Source organism: Pseudomonas sp. NPDC089395 (assembly GCF_044749525.1).
Taxonomy (GTDB): domain Bacteria; phylum Pseudomonadota; class Gammaproteobacteria; order Pseudomonadales; family Pseudomonadaceae; genus Aquipseudomonas.
In genome coordinates this window covers 377,569-389,514 of sequence record NZ_JBIVID010000004.1, presented here as the reverse complement: position 1 = coordinate 389,514, position 11,946 = coordinate 377,569, and the positions used below count along the sequence as shown (strand labels likewise).

11 protein-coding genes are annotated in these 11,946 nt (G+C 63.3%); 7 read left to right on the top strand and 4 right to left on the bottom strand.

Annotated features, from left to right (window positions below; all coding sequences use genetic code 11):
* Window positions 1–16: 16 nt before the first annotated feature.
* Window positions 17–319: a c-type cytochrome gene (locus ACIPZG_RS12595; RefSeq protein WP_400714013.1), complete on the bottom strand. Its 303-nt coding sequence runs from the start codon at window positions 317–319 to the stop codon at window positions 17–19.
* Window positions 320–512: 193 nt separating this feature from the next.
* Here ACIPZG_RS12595 and yihA point away from each other — a divergent pair, with 193 nt between their 5' ends.
* A complete protein-coding gene (gene yihA / locus ACIPZG_RS12590) occupies window positions 513–1,145 on the top strand; it encodes a ribosome biogenesis GTP-binding protein YihA/YsxC (RefSeq protein WP_008092077.1) in 633 nt (210 codons plus the stop codon).
* Window positions 1,146–1,573: 428 nt separating this feature from the next.
* Here yihA and polA read toward each other — a convergent pair whose 3' ends face one another.
* Entirely contained in the window at window positions 1,574–4,321 is a 2,748-nt protein-coding gene (polA, locus tag ACIPZG_RS12585) for a DNA polymerase I (RefSeq protein ID WP_400714010.1), read from the bottom strand.
* 74 nt (window positions 4,322–4,395) lie between these two features.
* Here polA and ACIPZG_RS12580 point away from each other — a divergent pair, with 74 nt between their 5' ends.
* Together ACIPZG_RS12580 and ACIPZG_RS12575 are read left to right on the top strand one after the other, a co-directional pair.
* A complete protein-coding gene (locus tag ACIPZG_RS12580) occupies window positions 4,396–4,683 on the top strand; it encodes a DUF2782 domain-containing protein (RefSeq protein WP_346612818.1) in 288 nt (95 codons plus the stop codon).
* A 69-nt stretch (window positions 4,684–4,752) separates the two neighbouring features.
* Complete coding sequence (locus tag ACIPZG_RS12575; protein WP_400714007.1) at window positions 4,753–5,703, top strand: homoserine kinase; 951 nt, start codon at window positions 4,753–4,755, stop codon at window positions 5,701–5,703.
* Window positions 5,704–5,815: 112 nt separating this feature from the next.
* Here ACIPZG_RS12575 and ACIPZG_RS12570 read toward each other — a convergent pair whose 3' ends face one another.
* Window positions 5,816–6,772: a zinc ABC transporter substrate-binding protein gene (locus ACIPZG_RS12570; protein ID WP_400714004.1), complete on the bottom strand. Its 957-nt coding sequence runs from the start codon at window positions 6,770–6,772 to the stop codon at window positions 5,816–5,818.
* Between the two features lie 18 nt (window positions 6,773–6,790).
* Here ACIPZG_RS12570 and zur point away from each other — a divergent pair, with 18 nt between their 5' ends.
* The 4 genes from zur (at window position 6,791) to ACIPZG_RS12550 (ending at window position 9,656) form a co-directional block, all read left to right on the top strand.
* Window positions 6,791–7,276 carry a zinc uptake transcriptional repressor Zur gene (gene zur, locus ACIPZG_RS12565; protein ID WP_400714001.1) on the top strand — a complete coding sequence of 162 codons (486 nt, stop codon included), beginning with the start codon at window positions 6,791–6,793 and terminating at the stop codon, window positions 7,274–7,276.
* Window positions 7,273–8,046, top strand: coding sequence for a zinc ABC transporter ATP-binding protein ZnuC (znuC, locus tag ACIPZG_RS12560; RefSeq protein ID WP_400638541.1), 774 nt, complete (start codon window positions 7,273–7,275; stop codon window positions 8,044–8,046). Before zur ends, znuC begins: the two co-directional genes overlap by 4 nt.
* A complete protein-coding gene (znuB, locus tag ACIPZG_RS12555) occupies window positions 8,039–8,821 on the top strand; it encodes a zinc ABC transporter permease subunit ZnuB (protein ID WP_008092086.1) in 783 nt (260 codons plus the stop codon). Before znuC ends, znuB begins: the two co-directional genes overlap by 8 nt.
* A 127-nt stretch (window positions 8,822–8,948) precedes the next feature.
* A complete protein-coding gene (locus ACIPZG_RS12550; RefSeq protein WP_400713997.1) occupies window positions 8,949–9,656 on the top strand; it encodes a PA5502 family lipoprotein in 708 nt (235 codons plus the stop codon).
* 73 nt (window positions 9,657–9,729) lie between these two features.
* Here the strand turns inward: ACIPZG_RS12550 and katE are convergent, their stop codons facing one another.
* Window positions 9,730–11,874, bottom strand: coding sequence for a catalase HPII (gene katE / locus ACIPZG_RS12545; RefSeq protein WP_400713994.1), 2,145 nt, complete (start codon window positions 11,872–11,874; stop codon window positions 9,730–9,732).
* Between the last annotated feature and the right edge of the window lie 72 nt (window positions 11,875–11,946).

Below are 11,946 nucleotides of genomic sequence, written 5' to 3'. Positions count from 1 at the left end.
GGCTAAGGGTGAAATGTTATGTATCGGGACTGCCGCTCATCCAAAGGATGACCAAACGGTAGTCCTCGGCACTGCAGTCCATGCACAATCCACGCGGCGGCATAGCCTTGAAACCCTGGGTAACATGCGTCTGGAGTATCTCCATGCCTTTCGCCAGCCTTGGCTCCCACGCTGCCCGGTCGCCCTTCTTGGGTGCCTGTGGCAACTGCCCGGCGTGACAGGCCGCACACGTGCGGTTGTACAACGCCTCGGGATCCTGTGTAGCCTGTGCGCTGAAAAACGGCAGGAACATACCGACAGCAAGCAGCCATTTCGCCATGCGAAACGACCTGACAGGGTTGGGGGACGCGCTGCGTTCTGATGCGCGAGCTATTGTTCGACACCCCATGCTCGTTCTCCTTCGCTGGGAGAATGAGCACACAAAAACTGGGGCATTATATACTTCCGCCATCCAAACGGAAACGACACCGCTTGCCGGCCTAGGCTTTGGCAACACCCACATCGGATATCCCATGCAAGTCAAGAACCCCATCCTCGGCCTCTGCCAGAAAGCCAAATTCGCCCTCAGCGCTGCCAAGGTCGAACAATGCCCGGACGATCAGGGTTACGAGGTGGCTTTCGCCGGCCGTTCCAACGCCGGCAAATCCAGTGCCCTCAATACCCTGACTCATGCCAGCCTGGCGCGTACCTCGAAAACTCCAGGGCGCACCCAGCTGTTGAATTTCTTCAGTCTGGACGATGAACGGCGTTTGGTCGACCTGCCGGGCTACGGATATGCAAAAGTCCCGATTCCGCTCAAGCAACACTGGCAGCGCCACCTGGAAGCCTACCTGGGCAGCCGCGAGTGCCTGCGCGGGGTGATCTTGATGATGGACGTGCGCCATCCCATGACCGACTTCGACAAGATGATGCTCGACTGGGCCAAGGCCAGCGGCATGCCAATGCACATCCTGCTGACCAAGGCCGACAAGCTGACCCACGGCGCGGCCAAGAACACGCTGCTCAAGGTGCAGTCGGAAATTCGCAAGGGTTGGGGTGATGGTGTGACCATCCAGCTGTTCTCGGCACCCAAGCGTTTGGGGCTGGAAGAGGCCTACAAAGTGCTGGCCGACTGGATGGAGTTGGAAGACAAACCAGTAGCCTGATGTAGGAGCGGCCTTGTGTCGCGAAAGGGCCGCAACGCGGCCCCAGCAACATGTGCAGCACTGCTGAAATCCTGGGGTCGCTTCGCGACCCTTTCGCGACACAAGGCCGCTCCTACAGCATTCGCGTAGCACTTGCCCAAATTCCGGGCAAAAAAAACCCCGGACTTCGTATGGGGAGGGGGAAGTTCGGGGTCCAAGTCCGGACCGCTAGGGCGGGGTCCGGGTATCTGCCAACACTTAACACAACATAGGAGCATCGAAGGGCTTCACCAGCCATTCAGTTACTCTGAGTTCCGCTTCACCCATTTAGTTCCGAAGCCCTGAAAACTATTTGCGATAGTTTCATGAAACTTCAGAACCAGTGGCATAGGGCCACTGCGGGATCCGCGTCACTACGCCGCAGATCCTACACAGCTTTCCCTGCTCAATCAGTGAGCTTCGTCCCAATTCGCGCCAATACCCACTTCGACCAGCAGCGGCACATCCAGTTGCGCGGCACTGCTCATGTGCCCACGAATTTCATCTTTCACCTGCTCGACCAGGTCTGCACGCACCTCCAGCACCAATTCGTCGTGCACCTGCAGGATGACGCGCGCGTCCAGGCTGCTCTGGCTGAGCCAGTTGTCGACGTTGACCATCGCCCGCTTGATGATATCGGCGGCAGTACCCTGCATCGGCGCGTTGATCGCGGTGCGCTCGGCGCCCTTGCGCAGGGCCGGGTTCTTGGCGTTGATGTCCGGCAAGTACAGGCGACGGCCGAACAGGGTCTCGACGAAACCTTGCTCCGCAGCCTGGGCGCGTGTGCGCTCCATATAGGCCAGCACGCCCGGATAGCGAGCGAAGTAACGGTCGATGTAATCCTGCGACTGCTTGCGGTCGACACCGATCTGCTTGGCCAGGCCGAAGGCGCTCATGCCGTAGATCAGGCCGAAGTTGATGGCCTTGGCGCTACGGCGCTGGTCGGTGGTTACCGCTTCCAGGGCCACGCCGAATACTTCCGCCGCGGTGGCACGGTGCACATCGAGGTCGTTACGGAAGGCATGCAGCAGGCCTTCATCCTTGGCCAGGTGGGCCATGATGCGCAGCTCGATCTGCGAATAGTCCGCCGCCAGCAGCTGGTAGCCCGGGCTCGCCACGAAGGCCTGGCGAATGCGCCGTCCCTCCGCGGTGCGGATCGGGATGTTCTGCAGGTTCGGGTCGCTCGACGACAGGCGACCGGTGGCCGCCACCGCCTGCTGGTACGAGGTATGAATGCGCCCGGTGCGCGGGTTGATCTGGCCCGGCAGCTTGTCGGTGTAGGTGCTCTTGAGCTTGCTCAGGCTGCGGTACTGCATCAGTACCTCGGGCAGCGGGTAGCCCTGCTCGGCCAACTCGTCGAGTACCGCTTCGGCCGTGGAGGGCTGGCCTTTGGCGGTCTTGCTCAGCACTGGCATGCCCAGCTTGTCGTAAAGGATCGAGCCGAGCTGCTTGGGCGAACCGAGGTTGAACTCCTCACCGGCCAGCTCGTAGGCGCGACGTTCCAGCTCGGCCATTTTCACGCCCAGCTCACCGCTCTGCACCTGCAGCAAGGCAGCATCGACCAGCGCACCCTGGCGCTCGATCTTGGCCAGCACCGGCACCAGCGGCATCTCGATGTCCATCAGCACCGGCTGCACGCTCGGCGTCTTGGCCAGGCGCGCCTGCAGTGCCTGGTGCAGGCGCAGGGTGATGTCGGCATCTTCGGCCGCGTAAGGGCCCGCCTTGTCCAGGTGGATCTGGTTGAAGGTCAGCTGCTTGGCGCCCTTGCCGGCGATGTCCTCGAACGAGATCGTCGCGTGGTCGAGGTACTTCTGCGCCAGGCTGTCCATGTCGTGACGGGTGGCGGTGGAGTTGAGCACGTAGGATTCAAGCATGGTGTCGTAGGCCACGCCGCGCATCTCGATGGCCGGGGCGCCATTGGCCAGGATGTTGATGTCGTACTTGGCGTTCTGCCCGACCTTGGCCTTGGCCGGGTCTTCCAGCAGCGGTTTCAAGGCCAGCAGCACGGCTTCACGGTCCAGTTGAACGGGCGCTCCTTCGTAGTCGTGGGCCAGCGGCACATAGGCCGCTTCATGGCCTTGCACGGCGAAGGACAGGCCAACCAGCTGCGCTTTTTGCGCATCCAGGCTGGTGGTCTCGGTGTCGAAAGCGAACAACGGCGCCTGGCGCAGTTTCTCCAGCCAGGCGTCGAAACGGGCCTGGTCGAGAATGGTCTCGTACTTCGGCTCGACCTTGGCCGCAGGCTCCTCGACCGGCACAATCTCCGTGCCAGCCTTGGCCGCGTCACGCTGCACATCAGCGACCCAGCTCTTGAACTCCATCTCGGTGTACAGCGCCAGCAAGGCTTCGCGGTCCGGCTCGCCACACACCAGCGCATCCACTTCGATATCGAGCGGCACGTCGAGCTTGATGGTCGCCAGCTCATAAGACAGGAACGCTGCGTCGCGGTGCTCTTCGAGCTTGGCGGGCAGGGTCTTGGCGCCACGGATGGCCAGCGTCGGCACCTTGTCGAGGTTGGCGTAGAGGTCGCTGAGACCACCGCCGATACCGGTCAGCAGGCCTACTGCCGTCTTTTCACCAACGCCCGGTACGCCAGGAATGTTGTCGACCTTGTCGCCCATCAGGGCGAGGAAATCGATGATGTGTTCGGGACCAACGCCAAACTTCTCGTGCACGCCAGCGACGTCCAGCACGCTGCCGGTCATGGTATTGACCAGGGTAACGTGGCCGTCCACCAGCTGCGCCATGTCCTTGTCGCCGGTCGAGATGATCACTGGCCGGCCCTGGGCGGCACTGCTACGCGCCAAGGTACCGATCACGTCGTCGGCCTCCACACCCTCCACGCACAGCAGCGGGTAGCCCAGTGCCTTGACGCTGGCGTGCAACGGCTCGACCTGGACCCGCAAGTCATCCGGCATGCTCGGGCGGTTGGCCTTGTACTCGGCGAACATAGCGTCACGGAAGGTGCCGCCCTTGGCGTCGAACACCACGGCGAAGAGGCTGTCGGGATATTGTTTGCGCAGGCTCTTGAGCATGTTCAGCACACCCTTGACCGCGCCGGTGGGCATGCCCTTGGAGGTGGTCAGCGGCGGCAGTGCGTGGAAAGCGCGGTAGAGGTAGGAGGAACCGTCCACCAGGACGAGAGGCGCTTGGCTCATGAGGAGAATCAACCTTTTCGGCGGGTCCGGGGCTAGAATAGCCGGATCAATGACGACAAAGGGACAAGGTTATCATGCGTACACTCAATCGCCTGTTACTGCTCGGTCTGATGGCAACCATGCCAGTCGTCACCCTGGCGGCGGACGACGCCCCCTCGGCCGATCCCGAGGTGACCATTCGCACGGAAGGCGATAAAACCATCCAGGAATACCGCCAGAACGGCTTCCTGTATGCGATCAAGATCACGCCGAAAAACGGCAAACCTTATTTTCTGGTACGCGCCGATGGCTCTGATGGCAATTTCATTCGTTCCGACCAGCCGGACATGCTGATCCCGTCCTGGAAGATCTTCGAGTGGTAATCTGACGCGTATCGTTCACATCAACCCGGCACTTCCCGGCGGAAGTGCCCGTATGGGCATCTTTTCATCATGTCAGTCTTCACCCCCGTGACCCGGCCTGAGCTGGAAACCTTTCTGGCGCCTTACGAGCTGGGCCGTCTACTCGACTTCCAGGGCATTGCCGCCGGCACCGAAAACAGCAATTTCTTCGTCAGCCTCGAACAGGGGGAGTTCGTCCTGACGCTGATCGAGCGCGGGCCCAGCGAGGACATGCCGTTCTTCATCGAACTGCTCGATACCCTGCACGCCGCCGACATGCCGGTGCCCTATGCCCTGCGTGATCGCGACGGCAACGGCTTGCGCGAGCTGTGCGGCAAGCCTGCCCTGCTGCAGCCACGGCTGTCGGGCAAGCACATCAAGGCGCCGAACAACCAGCACTGCGCCCAGGTCGGCGAGCTGCTGGCGCACATTCACCTGGCCACCCGCGACCGAGTGATCGAGCGCAAGACCGACCGCGGCCTGGACTGGATGCTGGCCTCCGGCGCCGAGCTGATGCCGCGCCTGACCCCCGAGCAAGTGGCGTTGCTGCAGCCGGCACTGGACGAAATCACTGCGCACAAGGCCCAGATCCTCGCCTTGCCGCGGGCCAACCTGCATGCCGACCTGTTCCGTGACAACGTGATGTTCGAAGGCACCCACCTGACCGGTGTGATCGACTTCTACAACGCCTGCTCCGGGCCGATGCTGTATGACATCGCCATCACCGTGAACGACTGGTGCCTGGATGAGCAGGGCGCGATCGATGTGCCACGCGCCCAGGCGCTGCTGGCGGCCTACGCGGCGTTGCGACCGTTCACGGCGGCCGAGGCCGAGCTATGGCCGGAAATGCTGCGGGTAGGGTGTGTGCGCTTCTGGCTGTCGCGCCTGATCGCGGCGGAGTCGTTTGCCGGGATGGATGTGATGATCCATGACCCGAGCGAGTTCGAGGTGCGTCTGGCGCAACGTCAGCAAGTGGCTTTGCACTTGCCGTTCGCCTTGTAACCGAGGCGACCCCTTCGCGGGACAAGCCCGCTCCCACAGGTACAGCGGAGCACTCAAGTGCCGTGGAGAACCTGTGGGAGCGGGCTTGTCCCGCGAAAGGGCCGGCACAGCATCAAAGCTGCTCCAGGCACCCCGCCAGATCACCGCCCAGCTTCTCCAGCAAGCGCTCATACCCCTTGGCATCCACCGGGTCGGCGCCCCCCAGGGCATCCAGTTCAGCCAACCGCACCGGCAGCCCGGCCGTCAGCGTTTCAGCCAGACGCGGCCGCAGCGGCGGCTCGCTGAACACACAGGTCTTGCCCACTTCCTGCAGGCGCTTGCGCATGGCGGCGACATGCTGTGCGCCAGGCTGCACCTCCGAGGCTACGCTGAACACACCGGCGTGCTTCAGCCCATAAGCCGACTCGAAGTAGTCGAACGCTTCGTGGAACACGAAGTAAGGCTTGTCGGCGATACCCGCCACACGCGCCTTGATGCGTGCATCCAACCCGTCGAGACGCTCGCTGAACGCCTTCAGGTTGCTCTGGTAGCGCGCCGCGTTGGCCGGGTCCGCCGCCGCCATGTCCGCCGCCATCTTCGCCGCGATGACCCGCGCGTTGGCCGACGACAACCACAGGTGCGCATCCAGGCTGCCCGGGCGGTGATCGTGGTCATGCTCGTCGTGGTCGTCTTCCTCGTGGGAATGGCTGTCCTCGCCGAAGTGGCGCAGCTGCAGGCCTGTCAGCGACTGCACGGCGACCGTGGGCTTGCTGCGGCTGCCGAGCACCCGTGGCAGGAAGCTCTCCATGTCCGGGCCGATCCAGTACAGCAGGTCGGCATCGCCCACTCGCCGCACATCCGAAGGGCGCAGCGCGTAGTGGTGCGGCGAGGCGCCGGGTGGCAGCAGCACGTCAGGGCTGCCTACGCCGTCCTGCACGGCGGCGGCAATCTGCTGCAAGGGCTTGATACTGGTCAGCACGCGCACGTCGGCCTGCGCCGAGCAGGCGATGAATGCGACAAAAAGCACAAGGAATCGGGACACGTTGAATACTCGACTCGTCAGAAACAGGTAACATAATAACGTCTCCATCCAGAACCGTCGCTGACCATGTCCATCACGCCGCTGGCTCACCGCCCCCACGATCACTCCCATTGCGTACACAGCGCCCTGGCCGAAGCCGACGCCTTGTGCACCCGCCAAGGCCTGCGCCTGACCGCACTGCGTCGCCGTGTACTGGAACTGGTGTGGCAGAGCCACAAGCCGCTGGGCGCGTACGACATCCTCGCCGTGCTCAGCGAGCAGGACGGCCGCCGCGCCGCCCCGCCCACGGTGTACCGCGCACTCGATTTCCTCCTGGAAAACGGCCTCGTGCACCGCATCGCCTCGCTCAACGCCTTCATCGGCTGCAGCCACCCGGAACACGCGCACCATGGCCAGTTCCTGATCTGCCGCGTGTGCCACGTGGCCATCGAGCTGGAGCAGGACAGCATCAGCGACGCCATCATCACCAGCGCCAAGGGCGTGGGCTTCACTGTCGAGACCCAGACGGTGGAAATCGTAGGCCTGTGCGGCAACTGCCGGGGCACAGCATGAGCGACGCCCTGATCCGCCTTGAGCAGGTCGGCGTCACCTTCGGCGGCGAGGCGGTGCTCGACAGCATCGACCTGTCAGTGGCACCCGGCCAGATCGTCACCCTGATCGGCCCCAACGGCGCCGGCAAGACCACCCTGGTGCGCGCCGTACTCGGGTTGCTCAAGCCGCACCGCGGCAAAGTGTGGCGCAAGCCGAAGCTGCGTATCGGCTACATGCCGCAGAAGATCCAGGTAGATGCCACGCTGCCGCTCTCGGTGCTGCGCTTTCTGCGCCTGGTGCCCGGCGTAGACCGCGCGGCAGCCCAGTCAGCCTTGCAGGAAGTCGGAGCCGAACAGGTGATCGACAGCCCGATCCAGACCATTTCCGGTGGTGAGATGCAGCGCGTGCTGCTGGCCCGAGCGCTGCTGCGCGAACCTGAGCTGCTGGTGCTGGACGAACCCGTGCAGGGCGTCGACGTGGTCGGCCAGACCGAGCTGTACAACCTCATCACCCGCCTGCGCGACCGCCACCGCTGCGGCGTGCTGATGGTGTCGCATGACCTGCACCTGGTGATGAGCGCCACCGACCAGGTGGTCTGCCTCAACCGTCACGTGTGCTGCTCGGGCCACCCCGAGCAGGTCAGCAACGACCCGGCCTTCGTCGAGCTGTTCGGCCAGAACGCCCCGAGCCTGGCCATCTATCACCACCACCATGACCACAGCCACGACCTGCACGGTTCGGTCGTTGCCCCTGGCGCCCATGTTCACGGAGAGCACTGCAAGCATGGCTGATTTTCTTCTCTACGCCTTGCTTGCGGGTCTTTCCCTGGCGCTGGTGGCGGGCCCGCTTGGCTCTTTCGTGGTGTGGCGGCGCATGGCCTATTTTGGCGACACCCTGTCCCATGCCGCACTGCTGGGCGTGGCCTTGGGCTTCGTGCTGGACGTCAGCCCGGCGCTGGCGGTAACCGTCGGCTGCCTGCTGCTGGCCATCCTCCTGGTCACCCTGCAACAGCGCCAGCCGCTGGCCTCGGACACCCTGCTCGGCATCCTCGCGCCGAGTACCCTGTCGCTGGGCCTGGTGGTGCTGAGTTTCATGAAGGACGTGCGCATCGACCTGATGGCCTACCTGTTCGGTGACCTGCTGGCCATCAGCCCCGGCGACCTGGGCTGGATCCTTGGCGGCAGTGCGCTGGTCTTGCTGCTGCTGGCTGCATTGTGGCGGCCACTGCTGGCGATTACCGTGCATGAAGAACTGGCCATGGTCGAAGGCTTGCCGGTGGCCGGCCTGCGCATGGCGCTGATGCTGCTGATTGCCGTGGTGATTGCCGTGGCCATGAAGATCGTCGGCGTGCTGCTGATCACCTCGCTGTTGATCATCCCGGCTGCCGCCGCGCAACGCCATGCCCGCTCGCCCGAGCAGATGGCGCTGGGCGCCAGCCTGCTGGGCGTTGCAGCCGTTTGCGGGGGCCTTGCCATGTCCTGGTTCAAGGACACCCCCGCCGGCCCATCGATCGTGGTCTGCGCGGCGGTGCTATTCTTGCTGAGCCTGGCCCTGCCAAAACGCTGAAAACCGGGGTACACGAGCGTGTGCCCTGCAACTTTTTCGCGGGTAAAGGGTCTGTAAGACCTGTTTTCGAGCGTGCGCACCTGGGTGTAGACTTGCTCGCTTTTTGCGCAAATAGAGAGTCGCAGGAATGAAGCCGTTCGCATCCCGTTATCTGCTTGTTGCCGCGTTTTCCCTGTTCCTGGCCGCCTGTTCCAGTGCGCCTGTCGATCAGGCCGATGCACCTGCCCAAGCTGATGCCTGGCAGCAGCTGCAGCAGAATATCGCCAGCAATGAGCTGGCCACCGCCGAAGACCAGCTGGCTGCCCTGCAGGGCCAGTCGCCCAATGACGCACGCCTGGAGCAATACCAGCGCCAGTTGGCCGAGGCTTACCTCAAGCGCAGCCAGATCGTCCTGCAGAAGGGCGATGTCAACGCGGCGGCGACCGCGCTGGCCCGGGCCCGTGCGCTGATGCCGCAGGCACCGGCCGTCACGGGCGGTGATGCAATCTCCCAGGCACGCAAGGCCGAGCTTGAGAAAGCCGAAGCGGCCTTGAAGGCGGCCGAAGCCAAGCCGAAGGCGCGGGTGATCGACCCGACTGCGCCGAGCACGGTGATTGCCCTGAAGACCACGGATATTGCCGCCATGCGCCGCCAGCTCGATGAAATTGCCAAGGACGTGGTGAATTACCAGTGCGAAGTGGTGTTCCAAGTGCCGCGTACCGAGGATGCGCCTTGGTTGAAGAACCTGCTGGAGAAGCGGGTTCACAAGATCGACAGCGGCTTCAAGCTGAAGCAGAAGCATGAGATTCAGCGCAAGTTGCCGGCTCAGGTGGTACTGGTTCCGCATCAGCAGTGAATTCATCGCGGATAAATCCGCTCCTACAGGGACCTTGTAGGAGCGGATTTATCCGCGATGAAGACGACTCCGATCAGGCAGGAATAGCCTCAGCCGCCGCCTCCCGCTCCCACACTCGATGCCCTTCGACCGCTCTGACAAAGGCATCCACAGTCTTCTGGTCATCCCCCAGCAACAACCCCTTGTCCTCCTTCAGCCCCAGGCTGCCCAGCAATGCCTTGGCCTCCTTGGCCAGCACCATCGCCTTCAGGTGCTTGTAGCCCTCAAGCAGGAAATGCTTGGCCACGCCGCTGGCTGCCAACCCATCGATCGAACCCTGCCCACCCGGAACGACGATCCCGTCGAACATGATCGACGGCATCCCCTCGATCGACGCCGCCACCGGCAATGCCTTGCCATCGGCCGTCTTCACCGGCGCCGAAGTCGGCCCCAGCAGCATGGGCCGCGCGCTTTGCGCCTCAAGCGCCTTCACCAGCGCATCGACACTCGAAGCATTCACTCCATCGGCCACCACGACCGCGATCTTGCGTCCCTTGATGCCCACATCACCGAGGTGGTTCATCTGGCTCAAGGCCTTGGACTGCGCGGGTTTGCTGCCTTTTACCTGAACCGTGCCCTGCTTGGGCGCAGGCAGCCCGAGGTTGGCCGCCACCGCCGCTGCCAGCTTCAGGTCGATGTTGGCGAGGATCTCGTTCACCTCGCGGGTGCGAATCTCCTCACGCTCCACCTTGCCCAGCTCGAAGCTGTAAGCCTTGATGATGTGCTGCTGCTCGTTCGGGCTCATGCTCTGGAAGAACAGCCGCGCCTGGGAAAAGTGATCGCCGAACGACTCGCTGCGCTGGCGGATCTTGTGCGCCTCGATGCGCTCCTGGTAGCTCTCGAAGCCACCATCCTGTGCGGCGGGCGGGGTTTCTCTCGGCCAGCCGCCGTCGATCGAATTGGGTTCGTAGGACGCACGCCCCTTGTCGATGGTCATGCGGTGCATGGCATCGCGCTGGCTGCTGTGGTTCGGCGCCACCGGCCGGTTGATCGGGATTTCATGGAAGTTCGGCCCACCCAGGCGACTGATCTGGGTATCGGTGTAGGAAAACAGCCGGCCCTGCAGCAAAGGGTCATTGCTGAAGTCGATGCCCGGCACGATGTGCCCGGGGCAGAAGGCGACCTGCTCGGTTTCAGCGAAGAAGTTGTCCGGGTTGCGGTTGAGCACCATCTTGCCCAGCAGCGTCACCGGCACCAGTTCTTCGGGAATGATCTTGGTGGGGTCGAGCAGGTCGAAGTCGAATTTATGCTCATCGGCCTCGGGGACGATCTGCACGCCCAACTCCCATTCCGGGTAGTCCCCTTTCTCGATCGCTTCCCACAGGTCGCGACGGTGGTAGTCGGTGTCCTTGCCCGCCAGCTTCTGGGCTTCGTCCCACAGCACCGAGTGCACGCCCTGGCGCGGCTTCCAGTGGAACTTGACGAAGCTGGCCACGCCTTCGGCGTTGATCAGGCGGAAGGTGTGCACGCCAAAGCCTTCCATCATCCGCAGGCTGCGCGGAATAGCCCGGTCGGACATCGCCCAGATGACCATGTGCGCCGACTCCGGCACCAGCGAGACGAAATCCCAGAAGGTGTCATGGGCCGAGCCGCCGGTGGGCATTTCGTTGTGTGGCTCGGGTTTCACCGCGTGCACGAAGTCTGGGAACTTGATCGCATCCTGGATGAAGAACACCGGCATGTTGTTGCCGACCAGGTCGAAATTGCCTTCATCGGTGTAGAACTTCACCGCAAAGCCGCGCACATCGCGCACCGTGTCACCCGAACCGCGCGGCCCCTGCACGGTGGAAAAGCGCACGAATACCGGGGTGATTTTCTCAGGGTCCTGCAGGAAGCCAGCCTTGGTCAGCTCGGCGTGGTTGCCGTAGCTTTGGAAATAGCCATGGGCCCCGGTACCGCGGGCGTGGACGATGCGTTCGGGTATGCGCTCGTGGTCGAAGTGGGTGATCTTCTCGCGCATGATGAAGTCTTCGAGCAGCGACGGCCCACGGGCCCCAGCCTTCAGGGTGTTCTGGTTATCGGCAACTTTCACCCCTTGGTTGGTGCGCAGCGCCTGGCCGGTGGCATCGCTGCGAAAAGCCTCCAGGCTCTGCAATTTGGCATTGGTATTGGCCCGGTCAGGGGTCTGGGTGCCGGCGGCCTCACTGTGCTTGGGCGCGTCCGTTTTCTTGCTGGGCATGGTCGGCTCTCCTCATCAGTCTTCAGGCGTGCCCGTAGCGGGCTTGTTCCACTAGTGACTGGAAGGCTTTGC